The organism is Roseateles subflavus (assembly GCF_030285365.1).
GTDB classification, from domain to species: Bacteria; Pseudomonadota; Gammaproteobacteria; order Burkholderiales; family Burkholderiaceae_C; genus Roseateles_B; species Roseateles_B subflavus.
Genome location: NZ_JASVDS010000004.1, coordinates 1 through 17,593, shown reverse-complemented (window position 1 = coordinate 17,593; position 17,593 = coordinate 1). Strand labels below are relative to the sequence as shown.

Annotated in this window: 15 protein-coding genes and 1 tRNA gene; 7 read left to right on the top strand and 9 right to left on the bottom strand. The window is 69.9% G+C overall.

Annotation, left to right across the window (positions count from 1 at the left end; all coding sequences use genetic code 11):
* Window positions 1–17: 17 nt before the first annotated feature.
* Entirely contained in the window at window positions 18–893 is an 876-nt protein-coding gene (gene galU, locus QRD43_RS14535) for a UTP--glucose-1-phosphate uridylyltransferase GalU (protein WP_285983221.1), read from the top strand.
* 81 nt (window positions 894–974) lie between these two features.
* On the opposite strand, the gene QRD43_RS14530 is transcribed toward galU, so the two are convergent.
* Together QRD43_RS14530 and cysM are read right to left on the bottom strand one after the other, a co-directional pair.
* Window positions 975–1,202 carry a sulfurtransferase TusA family protein gene (locus tag QRD43_RS14530; protein WP_285983220.1) on the bottom strand — a complete coding sequence of 76 codons (228 nt, stop codon included), beginning with the start codon at window positions 1,200–1,202 and terminating at the stop codon, window positions 975–977.
* Window positions 1,203–1,227: 25 nt separating this feature from the next.
* Entirely contained in the window at window positions 1,228–2,139 is a 912-nt protein-coding gene (gene cysM / locus QRD43_RS14525; RefSeq protein WP_285983219.1) for a cysteine synthase CysM, read from the bottom strand.
* 148 nt (window positions 2,140–2,287) lie between these two features.
* Between cysM and QRD43_RS14520 the strand changes: the two genes are divergently transcribed.
* Both QRD43_RS14520 and QRD43_RS14515 read left to right on the top strand, forming a co-directional pair.
* Window positions 2,288–2,372: transfer RNA gene (locus tag QRD43_RS14520), tRNA-Leu, on the top strand.
* Window positions 2,373–2,530: 158 nt separating this feature from the next.
* Window positions 2,531–3,109 (top strand): rhomboid family intramembrane serine protease, encoded by a 579-nt coding sequence (locus QRD43_RS14515; protein ID WP_285983218.1) that lies wholly within the window; start codon window positions 2,531–2,533, stop codon window positions 3,107–3,109.
* Window positions 3,110–3,130: 21 nt separating this feature from the next.
* Here the strand turns inward: QRD43_RS14515 and QRD43_RS14510 are convergent, their stop codons facing one another.
* The gene (locus QRD43_RS14510; protein ID WP_285983217.1) at window positions 3,131–4,069 is read right to left on the bottom strand and encodes an SDR family oxidoreductase; all 939 of its coding nucleotides are present in this window, start codon (window positions 4,067–4,069) and stop codon (window positions 3,131–3,133) included.
* Window positions 4,070–4,220: 151 nt separating this feature from the next.
* Between QRD43_RS14510 and QRD43_RS14505 the strand changes: the two genes are divergently transcribed.
* The 3 genes from QRD43_RS14505 to QRD43_RS14495 all read left to right on the top strand — a co-directional run bounded on the left by QRD43_RS14505 (window position 4,221) and on the right by QRD43_RS14495 (window position 7,386).
* Complete coding sequence (locus tag QRD43_RS14505; RefSeq protein WP_285983216.1) at window positions 4,221–5,258, top strand: CDP-6-deoxy-delta-3,4-glucoseen reductase; 1,038 nt, start codon at window positions 4,221–4,223, stop codon at window positions 5,256–5,258.
* A gap of 76 nt (window positions 5,259–5,334) precedes the next feature.
* Complete coding sequence (locus QRD43_RS14500; protein ID WP_285983215.1) at window positions 5,335–6,069, top strand: 2OG-Fe dioxygenase family protein; 735 nt, start codon at window positions 5,335–5,337, stop codon at window positions 6,067–6,069.
* A 222-nt stretch (window positions 6,070–6,291) separates the two neighbouring features.
* A complete protein-coding gene (locus QRD43_RS14495) occupies window positions 6,292–7,386 on the top strand; it encodes a Leu/Phe/Val dehydrogenase (RefSeq protein WP_285983214.1) in 1,095 nt (364 codons plus the stop codon).
* An 82-nt stretch (window positions 7,387–7,468) separates the two neighbouring features.
* Here QRD43_RS14495 and QRD43_RS14490 read toward each other — a convergent pair whose 3' ends face one another.
* From QRD43_RS14490 to QRD43_RS14475, 4 genes are all read right to left on the bottom strand, one after another.
* Window positions 7,469–10,120, bottom strand: coding sequence for a TonB-dependent receptor (locus QRD43_RS14490; RefSeq protein WP_285983213.1), 2,652 nt, complete (start codon window positions 10,118–10,120; stop codon window positions 7,469–7,471).
* Window positions 10,121–10,190: 70 nt separating this feature from the next.
* Complete coding sequence (locus QRD43_RS14485; protein WP_285983212.1) at window positions 10,191–11,432, bottom strand: MFS transporter; 1,242 nt, start codon at window positions 11,430–11,432, stop codon at window positions 10,191–10,193.
* 9 nt (window positions 11,433–11,441) lie between these two features.
* Window positions 11,442–12,353, bottom strand: coding sequence for a carbohydrate kinase family protein (locus tag QRD43_RS14480; RefSeq protein ID WP_285983211.1), 912 nt, complete (start codon window positions 12,351–12,353; stop codon window positions 11,442–11,444).
* A gap of 107 nt (window positions 12,354–12,460) precedes the next feature.
* On the bottom strand, window positions 12,461–13,735 hold the full coding sequence (locus QRD43_RS14475) for an ROK family transcriptional regulator (protein ID WP_285983210.1): 1,275 nt from the start codon (window positions 13,733–13,735) through the stop codon (window positions 12,461–12,463).
* 138 nt (window positions 13,736–13,873) lie between these two features.
* On the opposite strand from QRD43_RS14475, the gene QRD43_RS14470 reads away from it, so the two are divergent.
* Complete coding sequence (locus tag QRD43_RS14470; protein ID WP_285983209.1) at window positions 13,874–15,748, top strand: glycoside hydrolase family 9 protein; 1,875 nt, start codon at window positions 13,874–13,876, stop codon at window positions 15,746–15,748.
* 372 nt (window positions 15,749–16,120) lie between these two features.
* On the opposite strand, the gene QRD43_RS14465 is transcribed toward QRD43_RS14470, so the two are convergent.
* Together QRD43_RS14465 and QRD43_RS14460 are read right to left on the bottom strand one after the other, a co-directional pair.
* Complete coding sequence (locus QRD43_RS14465; protein WP_285983208.1) at window positions 16,121–16,840, bottom strand: ABC transporter ATP-binding protein; 720 nt, start codon at window positions 16,838–16,840, stop codon at window positions 16,121–16,123.
* A 128-nt stretch (window positions 16,841–16,968) separates the two neighbouring features.
* The coding region (locus QRD43_RS14460; protein WP_285983207.1) for an ABC transporter ATP-binding protein at window positions 16,969–17,593 on the bottom strand (625 nt) is incomplete at its 5' end.

The following is a 17,593-nucleotide window of genomic DNA, read 5'->3' as shown; positions in this document are numbered from 1 at the left end:
CCCAGGCAGCCTGCCAGATGCATATCAACAAAGCCATTTTCCCTGTTGCGGGCCTCGGCACGCGTTTTCTACCGGCAACAAAAGCCCAACCCAAGGAAATGCTGCCGGTCGTGGACAAGCCGTTGATCCAGTATGCGGTCGAGGAGGCCTATGCCGCCGGTATCCGCGAGATGATCTTTGTGACCGGCCGTCACAAGCGCCCCATCGAGGACCACTTCGACATGAGCTTCGAGCTCGAGGTCGGCCTGGAGCAGGCGGGCAAGCGCGAGCTGCTGGAGGTGGTGCGCAGCGTCAAGCCGGATGACATGGAGTGCATCTACGTCCGCCAGGCGCAGGCGCTGGGCCTGGGCCACGCGGTGCTGTGCGCGCAGCGCCTCGTCGGCAACGAGCCCTTCGCCGTGCTCCTGGCCGACGACCTCATGGTGGGCCCCGCGGACGGCCAGCCGGTGCTCAAGCAGATGGTCGAGCAGTTCGAGGAATGGCGCGCCTCCATCCTGGCCGTCCAGGAAGTGCCCGCCGAGCACACCCGCCGCTACGGCATCGTGGCCGGCACGGCGGTGAGCGAGCAGCTCGTGGATGTGCAGCGCATCGTCGAGAAGCCGGCCCCCGAGGTCGCCCCGTCCCGCCTGGGCGTGGCGGGCCGCTACATCCTGACCCCGGGCGTCTTCCATGAGATCGCCAGCCAGCCGCGCGGCGTGGGCGGCGAGATCCAGCTGACCGACGGCATCGCGGGGCTGCTGCGCCGCGAGAAGGTCTTTGCCTACCGCTACCAGGGCAAGCGCTACGACTGCGGCTCCAAGGAAGGCTTCCTGCAGGCCAATGTGGAGCTGGCCCTGGCGCATCCGGAGCTCGGCAGCGTCTTCCGGGACTACCTCCAGACGCTGTCCGTCTGAGCGCCCGGCCCCGGCCGGAAACGACAAGGCCTGCGGACTCGTCACCGAGTCGGCAGGCCTTCGTGCGGGGGCGCCGCGGCGTCAGCGGCGCTTCAGGACATGGACGAATTCCTCGCCCGCCTGGCTCTGGGCCACCAGCTCGTTGCCCGTCTGGCGGGCAAAGGCCTGGAAGTCCCGCGTCGAGCCCGGGTCCGTGGCGACCACCTTCAGCAGTTGCCCGCTCTGCATGTCCGCCAGGGCCTTCTTGGCCTTGAGGATGGGCAGCGGGCAGTGCAGGCCGCGGGTGTCGAGTTCCTTGTGGATGTCCATGTGCATTGCCTTCCTGGCGGCGATTCTAGGCAGGGAACACACCCGTGGACAGGTAGCGATCACCCCGATCGCAGACCACGAAGACCAGCGTGGCGTTGCTGAGGGTGCGGGCCAGCTGCAGGGCGACCCAGCAGGCGCCGGCGGCCGAGATGCCGGCGAACAGGCCTTCCTCGCGGGCGAGGCGGCGGGCCATGTCCTCGGCATCGCTCTGGCTGACCTGCACCAGCTCGTCGACCTGCTCGGGGCGGTAGATCTTGGGCAGATAGGCCTCGGGCCACTTGCGGATGCCGGGAATGCGGGAGCCCTCCGCGGGCTGCGCGCCCACGATCCGCACGGCCGGGTTCATCTCCTTCAGGTAGCGCGAGGTGCCGGTGATGGTGCCCGTCGTGCCCATGGCGCTGATGAAATGCGTGACCTCGCCGCCCGTATCACGCCAGATCTCGGGGCCCGTCGTCTCGTAGTGGATGCGGGCGTTGTCCTCGTTGGCGAACTGGTCCAGCACGCGACCGCGGCCGTCGCGCTGCATCTGCTCCGCGAGGTCGCGGGCGTATTCCATGCCACCCGAGCGCGGAGTCAGGATCAGCTCGGCGCCGAAGGCCTTCATGGTCTGGGCGCGCTCGATGGAGAGGTCCTCCGGCATGATCAGCACCATGCGGTAGCCGCGCATGGCGGCGGCCATGGCCAGCGCGATGCCGGTGTTGCCCGAGGTGGCCTCGATGAGGGTATCGCCCGGCTTGATCTCGCCGCGCTCCTCGGCCCGGCGGATCATGCTGATGGCGGGGCGGTCCTTGACCGAACCCGCGGGGTTGTTGCCCTCCAGCTTGCCCAGCAGCACGTTGCCGCGGGCCGCCAGCTCCGGCCCCAGGATGCGTTGCAGACGCACCAGCGGCGTATTGCCGATCACGTCCTCCAGACTCGGGTACTGTTTTGTGCTCATGGCGGCGATTGTCCCTCAGCGGGGTGCCCTGCGCGGGCCGAAGGGCTTGGCACCGATGGCGCGGGGCCTGCCGCGCGTGTCGGGCCACCGGCCCGGAGCCGCCGGGGAAGGCATGGCATAATCCGCCGCTTGCGTAAGGCACCCTTCGGCCCGGATGGCGAAATCGGTAGACGCAGGGGACTCAAAATCCCCCGCCGCAAGGCGTGTCGGTTCGAGTCCGACTCCGGGCACCACAGCCAGGGCGCTGCACGCAGAGAAAAACCACCGCGAGGTGGTTTTTTCGTTTCCGGCGCCGCCCGCGGGGCGCCCCCTGCGCCGGTCGGTGGCTGTACAGACGCATACACTCCGAGCGTTCCGGGGCCCCCGCCCCGCTTGCGCAAGACCTGACACCATGCCCCAACTGCCGCCCGTCACCAAAGCCTTCATGCTGGCCTGCGTGGGCTTCTTCTGCCTGTTCATCCTGGTGCCCGAGTGGAAGCCCTGGCTGGCCCTGTGGCCGATCAGCAGCGGCTACTTCATGCCCTGGCAGATGGTGAGCTACGCCTTCCTGCACGGCGACGCGATGCATCTGTTCTTCAACATGCTCGGCCTGTGGATGTTCGGCTCCGAGCTGGAGATGGTGTTCGGGCAGAAGCGCTACCTGCAGCTGCTCGTGGCCTCGACGCTGAGTGCGGCGGCGATGCAGCTGCTCTTCACCGCGGTGATCGGCTCGATGGCACCGACCGTCGGCGCCTCCGGCGCCCTCTTCGGCCTGCTGCTCGGCTTCGGCATGCTGTTCCCGGACCGCATCATCATGCCGCTGTTCCCGCCCATCCCGATGAAGGCCAAGGTCTTCGTGGCGATCTTCGGCGCCCTGGAGCTGCTGATGGGCCTGAGCGGTGCCAGCGGCGTCGCGCACTTTGCCCACCTGGGCGGCATGATCGGCGCGTGGCTGCTGCTGAACCATTGGCGCGGCGGCCGTCGCCGCTGAACCGCGGGACGGCTAAGCCGCTCAGCCGGGACGCCCCGCCAGGAGGCCGTCCCTCACATCGGCGTACTGCAGGCGCAGGCGCAGCTCGCGGTACAGGCGCTCGTTGCGCAGCCGGCGGGACTCCGCCATGAAGCTCAGCTGCATCGGTGACATCTGCGCCCTCGCCTCCTCGCGGCTGATGCGCGGCGGGCGCGGCAGGCCGCAGAGGTCCGCCGCCAGATCGAAGTAGTCGCCCATGCGCAGCTGGGTGTCGTCGCAGACGTTGAACACCCGCCCCGCCGGCGCCCGCAGCAGCGTGCGCAGGCAGGCCCGGGCAAGGTCGTCCGCATGGATGTGGTTGGTGTAGACGTCGTCCGCCGCCGCCAGCACCGGCGTGCCCCGCGCCAGGCGCTCGCGCGGGTGGCCGCCCTCGCGGTCCCAAGCGTAGATGCCCGGCACGCGCAGCACGCCCACGTGCGCGCCCGTGGCCTGGCCGAAGGCCCGCAGCGCGCGCTCGGCGTCCACCCGGCGGTGCGCGCGGTCCGAGCGCGGCCGCAGCGCGGAGGTCTCGTCCAGCCACGCGCCTCCCGCGTCGCCGTAGACGCCCGTCGTGCTGGCATACACGAGCACCCCGGGGGCCGGTCCGCGGCGCAGCGCGTGGAGCAGATGGCGCGTGCGTTCGTCGCGGGCCCCGCTCGCCTGCGGCGGCGCCAGATGCAGCACATGCGTGGCCAGGCCGGCCAGCCGCCGCAGGCTGCGGGGATCGTCGAGATTGCCCAGCAGCGGGATCGCACCGGCCGCCCGCAGCACTTCGCGGCGGGCGGGCGAGGACGTCAGCGCGAAGACCTCCCAGCCCGGCGGCACCCGGCGCAGCACACGCATCCCGACATCGCCGCAGCCGACGATCAGCAGGCGGGGTGCGACCGCGCCCGCCGGGGTGGTCGAGGTCGTCGAGGGGCGAGCGGGATGAGAACGGGGCATGGGCGAAGCGTGGGGCGGTCAATGCCGAAAGGCCCGGCGCTCCCGGGGCGGGGCTGCTCAGGCAGAATGTCGGGCCAGTGTACGGCCCGCCCGCCGCTGCCTCCCTGGCACGGCGGTGCACGGGCCGGTTTCTTGTCCGGACCCCTTCACCATGAACTTCCAGATCACCGTCCAGCCCAGCGGCCGCGAGTTTGCCGTCGAACGCGATGAAACCCTGCTCGGCGCCGCCATCCGCCAGGGCATCGGCCTGCCCTACGGCTGCAAGGACGGCGCCTGCGGCTCTTGCAAGAGCAAGCTGCTGGAAGGCCGCGTGATCCATGGTGCCCACCAGGCCAAGGCGCTGAGCGCCGAGGAAGAGGCCCAGGGTCTCGTCCTGACCTGCTGTGCCACGCCCCAGACCGACTGCGTGCTGGAAGCCCGCACCGTGCCGGGCGCCGGCGAGTTTCCGGTGCTGAAGCTGCCCAGCCGCGTCATCAGCATCGAGAAGCCCGCCCCGGATGTCGCGGTGATCCGCATGCAGCTGGCCGCCAATCAGAACTTCCAGTTCCATGCCGGCCAGTACGTCGAGTTCATCCTGCGCGACGGCGCCCGCCGCAGCTACTCGATGGCCAATGCGCCCCACAACCTGGGCACGCCGGCCGCCATCGAGCTGCACATCCGCCACATGCCCGGCGGCAAGTTCACCGACCACGTCTTCGGTGCGCTCAAGGAGAAGGACATCCTGCGCATGGAAGGCCCCTTCGGCAGCTTCTTCCTGCGCGAGGACAGCGACAAGCCCATCGTGCTGCTCGCCAGCGGCACCGGCTTCGCGCCCATCAAGGCCATCCTCGAGCGCATCCAGCACCTGGGCCTGACCCGTCCGGTGCACCTGTACTGGGGCTGCCGCAGCCAGTCGGACCTGTACCTGCACGACTGGGCCGCGCAGACCGCCGCCGCGATGCCCACGCTGCGCTACGTGCCCGTGCTGTCCGAACCCAAGGCCGAGGACGCCTGGACCGGCCGCACCGGCTTCGTGCACCAGGCCGTGCTGGCCGACCTGCCGGACCTCGCTGGCTTCCAGGTCTATGCCTGTGGCGCGCCCATCATGGTGGAGAGCGCCAAGAGGGACTTCAGCGCGCAGGGCGGCCTGCCCGCCGACGAGTTCTACGCCGACGCCTTCACCTCCGAAGCCGACAAGCACGGCGCCTGAGCGCCGCGCACGCCTGGCGCCCGCGCCTCTTCGGGCGGGCCCTCGCGGGCCGCATGACAGCCTCATACTTGCCCTCATGAAGCACTTCCCGCCGCCCTACGCCAGCGCCAGCCAGTTCGAGGATCGCCTGCGCGAGCTGGGCGCGGCCGTCATCGCCCCGGAGGGCCTCTGCCACTGGGCGGAGATCCCGGCCGAGGACCTGCAGGCGCTCGCGCCCTTCTGGGACGACCTGCCGCCGGACACCCATCTGCGTGACGGCGGCCGCTACCGATTCCGGCGCCACGGCAGCTTCGTCGTCGCGGACGGCGAGCTTCGCCAGCAGGGCCACCGCGCCCACTGGCAGCCGCTGGACTACAACGCCCTGCACGGCGGCCTCGAGCGCTGGTTCGAGCCCGTCCAGCCGGCCCTGGCCGCCCTGCCCGCCTGGCAGACGCTGCTGCTGCGCCTGGCGCGTGCCGCCGATGCGCTCAAGGGACCGCAGCCCTGGTTCATCGAGACGCACCAGTTCCGCATCGACACCACGGACGGCATCGGCCGACCGACGCCCGAAGGTGCGCACCGCGATGGCGTGGACCTGGTGGCCGTCTTCCTGGTGAGCCGTGTCGGCATCAAGGGCGGCGAGTCGCGCGTCTTCGAGGCCGACGGCCCGCGCGGCGAGCGCTTCACGCTGCAGGAGCCCTGGACCCTGCTGCTGCTGGACGACGAGCGCGTCATCCACGAGACCACGCCCATCCAGCCCGCGGCCGAGCACGGCCACCGGGACACCCTCGTCGTGACCCTGCGCCGCGGCAGCTTCCAGGACCCGGTCTGACCCCCGCCGCCGCGCACGGCGCCGGCCCGCGGGGATGCGTGGCATGCATCACGGCATGCCGAATGCTTGCGCTTTGACGAAAGCGCGAGGCCCCCGTCCCCCCTACACTTCGGGCCCAGCGCGGCCACAAGCCGTGCTGATCCGCCGCCACGTGGCCTGGGCCGGGCTTGACCGGACAGGTGTGGCGCCATCCCTCTCTCGCATCACAAGTGCAAGCACGCCATGTCTGACCTCGTCCGCGCCCTGAGCGAATCGCCGGCTTCCATCCCCTCCTCCCTGTTCGGCCTGCCTGAGCAACCCGCCCATGAGCGCGTGCTCTTCGCCACCGACGAGCAGACCGGTCTGAAGACCATCCTGGCCGTGCACAGCACCGCCCGCGGCCCTGCCTTCGGTGGCTGCCGCTTCTGGACCTACGACAACGAGCTGGCCGCGCTGAACGATGCGCTGCGCCTGTCGCAGGGCATGAGCCTCAAGAACGCCCTGGCCAACCTGCCCTTCGGCGGCGGCAAGGCCGTGATCATCAAGCCGGCCGGCGACTTCGACCGCCCCGCCCTGTTCGCCGCCTTCGGCCGCGCCGTGGCTTCGCTCAACGGCGCCTACATCACCGCGGAAGACGTGGGCACCACCACCGCCGACATGCGCGTGGTGCAGCAGCACACCCAGTTCGTGAGCGGCATCCCGCGTGAAGGCGCCTTCGGTGGCGACCCCAGCCCCAAGACCGCCTGGGGCGTGTTCGTCTCCATCGACGAAGGCGTGAAGCGCGTGCTGGGCCGCAGCTCGCTGGACGGCGTGACCGTCGCACTGCAGGGCCTCGGCGCCGTGGGCTGGCACCTGGCCGAGTTCCTGCACAAGGCCGGCGCGAAGCTGGTCGTGGCGGACGTCAACGCGGACAAGGTCGCCCGTGCGCAGGCCGAGCTGGGCGCCCGCGCCGTGAGCGTCGGCGAGATCCTGTCGGTCCAGGCCGACGTGCTGGCGCCCTGCGCGCTGGGCGCCGTGCTCAACACCCAGAGCATCCCCGCCATCCAGGCCAAGCTGATCGCCGGTGCGGCCAACAACCAGCTGGCCACCGTGGCCGACGGTGACGCCCTGCAGGCCCGCGGCATCACCTACCTGCCGGACTACCTGGTCAATGCCGGCGGCATCGTCAGCGTGGCCCGCGAGTTCCGCAACGAAGGCGAAGAATCCAAGGTGATGGCCGAGGTCGGCGAGATCCGCGGCCGCGTGGCCGAGCTGCTGGAGCGCATCCAGGTCTCGGGCAACACGCCGGGCCGTGAAGCCGACGCCTGGGCCCGCTCGAAGCTCGTGAAGCCGGCCTGAGCCTTCGCCCCTGAATGAAAAACGCCCCGGAGGACTCCGGGGCGTTTTTGTTTGCATGGTGCAGTGCTGAGGTGGGTCTGGGTCAGTAGTCCACCCCCAGTCGGATGCCCACCGTTCTCGGATCGTTCCAGGTGCCGCGGACAAAGCCGCCGCCATCCCTGGCCGAGTTCCGGGTCATCTGGTTCGTCGCATTCAGCACATAGAGCTCCGCGTGCCAGTACTTCGGCGCGTTGATGCGCACGCTGGCATCGACCTTGGCGAAGGCCTTCTGCGCATCGGAGATGTGCGGGTTGTCGAGGTTGCGCAGCGTGAAGTACATCTTGTCCTGCCACTTCACGTTCACCCACGGCGTGATCTCATAGCCGCCCACCTCGAAGGTCTGCGCGAAGTTGATCCCGAAGGTGTACTTGGGCGACAGCGGCAGGTGGTTGCCCGTGATGTCGTAGATCTGGCGGCCGCGCAGCTCCGCCTCGCTGCCGTCGTAGGCCGCCGGGCAGGCCGGCGCGCCCATCTCCTCGCGCACGCCGCAGTTCCAGCCGTCGTTGAAGGTGCGGTAGTTGCGCATCTTGCTGTTGATGTACGAGAAGAAGCCGCCCAGGCGCGCGCCCGCCCAGGGCTTGTAGTCCAGCTCGACCTCGAGGCCCGGGATGTCGACCACGCCGACGTTCACCGTCTGCCACTTCACCACGATGTCGCAGGTGGGCTTGTCCGCGGGGCACGGCTCGTTGCGCTTGATCCGGCTCGCGAAGAAGTCGCCCGTGACCTGCATGTCCCGGTACTGGCTGAAGAAGGCGGTCACGGCCAGGCTCAGGCGCCGGTTGAGCATGAGGCCCTTGTAGCCCAGCTCGAAGTTGGTGACGGTCTCGGGCTTGTAGGGGAAGAAGCTGTACTGCGGGCCGGCCGGTCCGTCCACGCACTCCTTGTCGCCGCAGCGATCGTCCTTGTCCCCGAAGCCCCCGGCCTTGTAGCCCGTGGCCAGCGAGGTGTAGGCCATGTCGTTGGGGGTGATCTGGTGGCTCAGGCCGAGGCGGTAGGTGAACTTGCGCCAGCTCTCGGAATGGTCGTTGCCGGCCGGCTCGCCCCACAGGGCGTAGGCACCGACACCGGCGAGCGGCCCCATGGCCTCGGTCAGCTGGTGTCCGTTGTGCGCCTGGAAGCCCGGCGTACCGGGCGTGCCCGGGTTGAAGAGGCCGTTGTAGTAGGCCGGGGTCTTGCCGTCCCAGCCGCCGTAGACCTGGCCGCCCTGGTCGGTCTTGCTGTCGTGGCTGAAGCGGCCGCCGAGGGTGGCGGTCCAGCCGGGCCGGAAGGTCCAGTCGGCCTGCGCGAAGACGGCCTTGGCGTCGACCTGGCGGTTGGGCTGGTGATAGAACTGGCTGGTGGGGAAGCCGTAGGGCACGGTCACCAGCTGCTCCTGCGCGTAGTCGATGGCGTTCTTCTCGTGCATCCAGAAGACGCCGGTGACCAGCTGCAGATCGTCGCTCTGGCGCTTGTACTGCAGCTCGTGCACGGTGGAGAGGTACTTGGAGCCCAGCGTGAAGGACGTCTCGTCCCGCACCGGCCACACGCCCTCATCGCCAGCCGGCCCGACGGGACGGCTCACCGTGACCTCGCTGGCCAGCGGGTGGTAGCCGGCATCGTCATCGCTCTGCTGGCTGCGCCGCTGGTTGGCCCGCGCGAAGCCGTACTCGATCGTGCTGCCCGGCGCGGGCGTCCAGACCAGGCGCGAGCGCAGCGTGTCCATGCTCATGTCGGTCTTGCCCGGCACATTGACCTTCACCTCCCACGGGCCGCCTGTGCAGGCGAAGCGCGTGCCGGCCGCCTGCTCGCAGTCCTTCATCTCGATGTCGCCGGCGGCATTGTTCTGGAAGCGCTCGTAGCTGACGAGCCAGTCCAGCTCCGGCCGGGGCTTGAGCCGCGCGGACAGCCGGGCCGCCCACTCGTCGCGGTTGTAGTAGTAGCCGCTGCGCTTCACGGGCGTGTTGCGGCGCTGGTCGACATCAGGGATGCCGTCCGCCGCCCAGCCGAGCGCGGGGATGTCGACGTCGGTGAAGTCCTGCTGCTGCTGGATCCAGCCGTCGCGCTTGACCTTGCTGAACGTCGCGCGCAGGGCCAGCTCCTTGCTGACGCCGAAGTTCTGCACGAGGTTGAGCTGGCGCTTGCGGTAGCTGCCCAGGTCGAGCTCGGCGCTGCCGTAGGTGCTGCCGAACTCGGGCTTGGCGGGAATGATGTTGACGCTGCCGCCCGTGGAGTTGCGTCCGAAGAGCGTGCCCTGCGGCCCGCGCAGAACCTCCACCTGCTCGAGGTCGAACATCAGCGCCAGCGCCCCCTGGGGTCGGGGCGAGTACAGGCCGTCGACGTGCAGGCCCACGGCGGGATCGCCGATCTCGGTGAAGTTGGTGGAGCCGACGCCGCGGATGTTGATCTGCACACCCGAATCCGCGCCCGAGGATATCTGCAGGTTGGGCACCGAGGCGGAGAGGCCGCGCACATCGGTGATGCCGCTGCGGGTGAGCGACTCCTGCGTGATGGCGGTGACCGCCACCGGCGTCTGCATCAACCCCGAGGACACACGGGTGGCGTTCACCGTGATCGTCGGCAGCTCGTTCTTGTCAGGCTTGGCGGCGGCATCGGCAGCGGGAGCCTGTCCCTGCGCCGCCGCCCAGGGGGCCAGACAGCTCAGGGTCGCAACGGCGACGGCATTGAGCGGAAAACGGGAACGTCCAAGGGTCCTCATACGATGCTCCTGATCGTGTTGTTTGCCAAAGCGGGAATCGGTAGGGCGGCAGCGCTCGGGGCCGCCGCCTTCAGGAGGCCGGGCGGCCTCCGAGCCGGCGCAGCTGCGCCAGCAGATCGGACAGGGACTGAGTCTGGTTGAGCACCAGCGGCCGGGCCCACACGCTGATGCCGAGAATGAAGCCCAGCGTGAGCAGCACGAGCGTCATGGCCGCACGCAGGCCGATCACGTCGCCCAGCGCCCCGACCAGCAGAGGCAGGATGGCACCGCCCAGGATGCCGGTACACAGGATGCCGGAGAAGGCGCCGTGATGCAGGGGCACGGAGTTGAGGCCCAGCGAGAACACCACGGAGAACATGACGGACAGGAAGAAGCCTGACGCCGGAAATGCGCGCATCGCCACCTCCGCCGGCCCCCACAGGCCCAGCGCCACGCAGGCCATGGCCGCCACGGCAAACGCAGCCAGCACCCGCCGCGCATCGAACAGGCGCAGCAGGACCAGCCCCGCCAGACAGCCCAGGGACATCAGCCCCCAGAACTGGCCGACGGCGTCCGCCGCGCCCCCGGTGGCCGACAGGCCGTGGTAGGTAGCGAGGAACTGCGACATCCAGTCCGCCAGGGTCTGCTCGGTGCCCACATAGGCCACGATACCCACGAAGTAGAGCCGCACATCGCGCCGCGCCAGCAGCTCGCGGTAGGCCGAGAGCGCACCGGCCCGTTCGTCCTCGCGCAGCGCCACGGCCGGCAGCGGCAGCCGGTGGTTCAGGAGAAGCAGCCCCGCGAAGGCCAGCGCAAAGGCACCGTAGAGGCTGACCCAGGGCAGCGCCTGCTGGGCCGCCTGCGGCCGCTCCATCAGCCACTTGAACACCTCGGGGCTGATGAAGGATGCCAGGCCGAAGACCAGCTGCCCCATGACCGAGAAGAACGCGAAGTGGGCCTCGCCGCCCACCGTGCGCATCAGCGGGTTGATCACCACCTGCAGCAGCGCCATGCCCAGACCGATCACGAACAGGCCGCCGATGACCACCCCATACGCCGGGGCCAGCGCGATGGCCAGCGCACCGGCCAGGTTGAGCGCGAAGGCGCAGGCCATGGTGCGGCGCGCACCGCGCCGCTCGACGAGCACGCCGCCCGGAATCGACACCAGCCCGTAGGCCAGGAAGAAGGAGAAGGGCAGGAAGCCGGCCAGGGACAGGCTGAGCTGGTAGTCGTGGATCAGGACGGGCATCAGCGGCCCGATGATGTTGGTCACGAAGGAGATGGCGAACCACACCAGCAGGAGGTAGGCGAGGATCAGGCGGCGGTGCTTCATGGCGGGTCCTCAGGCCGGCTCGGGAGCCAGGCAGTTCGACAGGGCCTCGGCAGGCAGGCTGCTGCGCGGGAAGTGGGTGAGCACGGTGCGCGCGACGCGGCAGCCCGCCGCGAGTGACGCCTCGAGGCTCGCCCCGGTCAGGCGCGCGCCGAGGTAGCCGGCATTGAAGGCGTCGCCGGCGCCGATGGTGTCGAACACCTCGGCCGGCACCACGGCATGCGCCGCCCATTCGCCGGCCTGCCACGCCCGCGCGCCGCGCGGCCCGACCTTCGCCACCAGCGTAGCGCCGGGCTTGAGCCGCGGCAGCAGCCGCTGCATGGCCTGGTCCAGGTCCTGTGTGCCGGCCATGCTGCAGATCTCGAGCTCGTTGAGCAGCAGGTGGTCGCACAGCGGGAGCCAGGTGTCGACGTCACGCCGCACGGCGTCCGTCCAGCCTTCGGCCGGCCAGCCGGTGTCCAGGGCCACGGCATAGCCCTGCGAGGCGGCCGCGGACAGCAGGCCGGCGTAGTCCGGCATCAGGCCGGGCAGTAGGAACGGCGCGCAGAACAGCGCCACGCTGCCCGCCGGCACCGCCCCGCCCTGGCGCAGCTGCTCGTGCACATGAGCGGCGCTGAGCCGGGCCAGATGCCCTTCGGTGGTGAAGAAATTGCGCTCGCTGCACGCGTGCATCAGGCCGACGGAGAGCGTCGTGGCGCCCGGGCAGACCTGGAGGCTGAGCTCCAGCCCGGTGAACTGCTGCGCCAGCCAGGGGCCCAGCTCATCACTGCCCACCGCCGAGATCAGGCGGGTCGGCTGCGGCAGCTGGCGCATCAGGCGCGCCGTGTTGCCGGCGGAGCCGCCGGCGCGAAGCTCGCTGCGCGGCAGGATCAGCTCGGTGCCGATCTGCGGCCATTCGGTGAGCGACCCCATGACGAGGTCCACGCCGATGTCTCCAACGATACAGAAATGAGGGCGGTGAGAGTCCATGGCGGCCGACTATAGGCCGCACGTTCCGCATCGTCAATACTTAAATCCAGTGGATGTAAATATTAAATGCCACCCCAGCGACTGGGCGGCCGGTGCCCCAGCAACTCCGCCACGTCGGCATCGGCGCGGCGCTCCTGCTGGAGCACTTCCAGGCGCGGCGAGAGCATTTCGTAGAGTGGCAGCACGGCGGCCCCGAGGATGGAGCTGTCGTCCTCGCGCTCGGACAGCACGATGCGCAGCCCCTCCCCGGCCACGCCCCCCCGCACGGAACGCCGCAGCGGCTGGGCCTGGTCCAGCAGCCGCTGCACCAGCGCCTTGGGAGCCGATCCCCCGATGACGATGGCCTGCGGGTCCAGCATGTTCTCCACCATGCAGATGGCGTCGCGCAGCCGCTCGGCGGCCTCGGCGCACCAGGCCTGCAGCTTCAGATCCGAGGGATCGGCCAGACGCTCGTGCAGCGCCGCAGCATGCACCTCCCGATCCGGCAGGCCCAGGGCCTCGGCCAGCGCATGCAGGGAGAGATAGCGCTCCAGGCAGCCCGCATTGCCGCAGTAGCAGGGGCGGCCGCCCGGCACCACGGGCACGTGCCCGATCTCGGTCGCGTTCCCGCTGGCGCCGCGGTAGGCCGCCCGGTTGACGACCAGCGCCCCACCCAGCCCGAGACCCAGGTGCAGATAGAAGAAGTTGTCCAGGGACTTGGCCACCCCGAACAGGGTTTCGCCCAGCGCCCCGGCCACGCTGTCCACGCTGTAGAAGAGCGGCAGGCGCGTCGCCTCCCGCAGTTCGTCCAGCACCGAGAGGTCCGCCCAGCCCTCCATGGCGGTGGGGCCGACGAAGCTGATGTCCGTCACCCCCAGCGGGCCGGGCAAGGCCACGCCGATGCCCCAGATGCGGTCCTTCGAGCCCTTGCGCAGCTGCATCACCAGCTCCAGCATGGCGGCCCTGAGCGCCTGCCGGTTGCTGGTGTCCACCTCGACCGCACAGCGCCGGTGCACATCGCCGATGAGGTTGACCAGGGCCGCCGAGGCCCTTCCCGGCTCGAGGCTGATGCCGATGGCATAGCCGGCGTCCGGGTTGAGCTCGAAGGCGATGGGCGGCTGCCCACGCGATTTGTCGACCTTCTGCCGCCGGGAGACGATCAGGCCGATGGCCTCCAGGTCATTGGTGATGTTGGCCACCGTCTGCGGGCTGAGCGACACCATCTCGGCGATGTCCTTGCGGGAGGCCGCGCCCTGCTGCCGGATGAAGTCCAGGACGACGCGGCGGTTGTAGGGGGCGCTGGACTGCTGGGTGGCGCCCCGGCCGACCGTCCTCGTGGGTCCGTTGTGCTGTTGCATGGCCGAAATCATACTGGAGCCCACCGCCCGGCAGGGTCGCCTGGGTCTCCATTCGTTTTTTACTTCTATTGGTTGTACTTATTGACCAGGCCGCCAGGACTGGCTAAGGTGGGCCACCTTTCCTTTGCCGGATCGCTCATGCCCGCCCTGCCTCCAGCCCACGTCCGTGTGGACCCTGTCCGTCCGCTGCGCCAGCGCCTGGCTCCCCTGCGTCGAACCCTGCTGTGGGCCCTCGTGGGCACCGGCCTGGCCCATGCCGGTCCGTCGTCCACCGTGCAACTGCCCACGGCCCCGCTCCTGGTCCAGATGAACCAGCTGGCGCTGGAGCGCCTGGGACCCAAGAAGGCCATCGTGGAGTCGCGAGGACTCGACGAGCAGGGCCGCTACCGCCTCCGGCGCGATGGACGCATCGTGGCCGAGGGCGCACTGACCGCCCTGCCCGCCTTCGAGGCCTGGACGCCCGGCAAACGACATTTCGAGGTCGACTTCACGGCGCAGACCCAAGCGGGGCGCTACGAGCTTGAGGTCCAGGTCGGCACCGCACGGGCCCGCTCCCTGCCAGTCGTGGTGCGCGATCAGGCGCTGTTCGGCCGCGCAGCCGGCGCTCTGCTCAGCTACTTCCGCCAATCGCGGCATACCGATCCCGGCGACCATCGCCGCCGCATCTTCGACACCCAGCGCCACGTCGATGTCTGGGGAGGCTGGCGCGATGCGGGTGGCGATACCGGCAAGTACCTCTCGCACCTGGGCTATGCCAACCATTTCAACCCGCAACAGGCGCCCATGGCCGCCTGGGTGCTGGCCTACACCGCCCATCAGGCCCCGGGGCTCTACCGCCAGGCCGGGCTGCTGCGGCAGGTCCGGGATGAGGCGTTCTGGGGGGCGGACTATCTCCATCGCGTGCTGGATCCGGAGGGCTACTTCTACACCACCGTCTTCGACCAGTGGGGCAAGCCCGGCGCCGAACGCATGGTCGTGGGCTACGAGGGCGAGGAGGGGACCTACACGCGCGGCTACCGTTCCGCCTTCCGGGCTGGCGGCGGTCTGGCCATCGCGGCGCTGGCCCGCGCCGCCCAGCTTTCACACAGCGCCGGTCAGCGGGGCCAGTTCCCTGGCGCCACCTATCTGGCCGATGCCGAGCGTGCGTTCGCGCATCTGCAGGCCCACAACCTCGCCTACTGCGCGGACGGGCACGAGAACGTGATCGACGACTACACCGCCTTGCTGGCCGCAGTGGAGTTGCACCGCGCCACGGCCCGGGCGACCTATCTGGAGGCGGCCCGTCAGCGCGCGCGGCAGCTCCTCGCCCGCCAGGACGAGCGCGGGCAGTTCTACAGCGATCAGCCCGGGCAGCGGCCCTACTACCACGCGGTCGAGGCGGGCCTGCCGCTGATCAGCCTCGTCCACTACCTTTCGATCGAGCAGGATCCCGCCCGGGCCGCGCCCGTGCGCGAAGCCCTGAGCCGCGCGCTGGCCCATCAGCTGGCCCTGGACACCGAGGTTGCCAACCCCTACGCCTACGCCCGCCAGCGCTTCAAGCTGTTCCAGGACGGTGCGATCCAGGAGCCAGAGCGCACCGGCTTCTTCATTCCTCACCGCAACGAGACCGGCTACTGGTGGCAGGGCGAGAGCGCCCGGCTCGCGTCGCTGGCCACGGCGGCCGTGCTGGCCGGGCGCGAGGTGGATCCGGCGCCGCAGGAGGCCTACGGCATCCAGCCGCCGCTCGCGCGCTTCGCCCAGGCGCAGATCGACTGGACGCTGGGGCGCAATCCCTACGGCCTCTCGATGTTCTATGGCCTGGGCCAGCGCAATCCGCCCACGGCGCTGGACAGCGCCGGCGTGATGCTCAGGGGCGGCATTTCCAACGGGATCACGGGTGCCGACGGCCGTGACACCGGCGAGGGCATCGCCTTTGCTCCGGGCCCGGAGGACCATCAGTGGCGCTGGATCGAGCAGTGGCTCCCCCACAGCGCCTGGATGCTGCTCGCCGCCGTGGAGATGGCGGGGAGGTAGGCCCCCCCTTCGCGCTGCGCGTGCCCCCTCCAGGGGACTGAGCCCGGACTGTCGAGGTTCAGTGAACCTCCACACCCTGGCGAAGAGTCGGGTCGCGAGACCCGACGGGGCCTGCAAGGCATCCCGCCGGCCCGGCAGAGCCGGATCCTCGGGAGGGATGCCCTCCCCCTACCCGCTTCGCGGGCCCCTCCAGGGGCAAGCCCGCCAGCCCTGCAAAGCCGGATCCTCGGGAGGGATGCCCCCCCTACCCGCTTCGCGGGCCCCTCCAGGGGCAAGCCCGCCGGCCCGGCAACGCCGGATCCTCGGGCTTCGCGCGAAGGGGCCGAGTGGCTGCGCCACCGGCCATTCCTGCACGGAGAGTGGTGTGTTGGCTTATTCGCCGAGGTAGGCGGCGCGCACCTTCGGGTCGTTGAGCAGATCCTTGCCCGCGCCCGTCATGGTGATCACGCCGCTTTCCATCACGTAGCCGCGGTTGGCCGCGGCCAGGGCGCGGCTGGCGTTCTGCTCCACCAGCAGGATCGTCACGCCCTGGCCATGGATGTCGTTCACCACCTCGAAGATCTTGTCCACCATGATGGGCGACAGGCCCATGCTCGGCTCGTCCAGCAGCAGCACCTTGGGCTGCGTCATCAGTGCCCGGCCCATCGCCAGCATCTGCTGCTCGCCGCCGGACATGGTGCCGGCCAGCTGCGTCGCACGCTCCTTCAGCCGCGGGAAGATCCCGAAGATCCGCTCGATGTCGGCCTCGATCTGCGCCTTGTCGTTGCGGATGTAGGCGCCCATCTGCAGGTTCTCCACGATGGTCATGCGCGTGAAGGTCCCGCGCCCTTCCGGCACCATCACCAGGCCCTGCTTCACCAGGTCCCATGCGCCCTGGCCCTTGATGGACCGGCCCATGTACTGGATGTCGCCATCGGCCACCGGCTGCAGGCCCGTCACGGCCTTGAGCGTCGTGGTCTTGCCCGCGCCGTTGGCCCCGATCAGGCTCACCAGCTCGCCGCGGCGCACCTCGAAGTCCGCACCCTTCACCGCCTGGATCCCGCCGTAGGCCACCTTCAGCCCGCTGACCTTCAACAGCACTTCATTCGTCATCTTCGACTCCAATTCATTGCATCACTGCTTCGCGACGCGGTCTTCCCGCGTGGAGCCCCAGGGTCCGGCTCTGCCGGCCCTCGAGGCTCGCCCCCTCGAGGGGGCTGGCGCAGCCAGTAGGGGGTGGGTCAATGGCCACCGGTGCCGAGGTAGGCTTCGATCACCTTCTCGTTCTTCTGCACGTCGGCCGGCGTGCCCTCGGCGATCTGCTTGCCGTAGTCCAGCACCGTCACGCGGTCGCACAGGCCCATCACCAGCTTCACGTCGTGCTCGATCAAGAGGATCGTGCGCCCGTCCTTGCGGATGCGGTCGATCAGCTCGCGCAGCACCACCTTCTCGGTGGCGTTCATGCCCGCGGCCGGCTCGTCCAGCGCGATCAGCTTGGGGTCCGTCGCCAGCGCCCGGGCGATCTCCAGGCGCCGCTGGTCCCCGTAGGACAGCGTGCGTGCCTTGAACTCGGCGTACTTGCCGATGCCCACGTAGTCCAGCAGCTCCTGCGCCCGCTTCGCGATCGCGGCCTCCTCGGCCTTGAACGCCGGCGTGCGGAACACCGCCCCGATCAGCCCCGAGTGCGTGCGCACATGCCGCCCCACCATCACGTTCTCCAGCGCCGTCATCTCGGCGAACAGCCGGATGTTCTGGAACGTGCGGGCGATCCCCGTCTTGGCCACCAGGTGCACGGCCGTGGGCTGGTAGGGCGCGCCCCCCAGCTCGAAGGTCCCCGCATCCGGCGTGTACAAGCCCGTGATCACG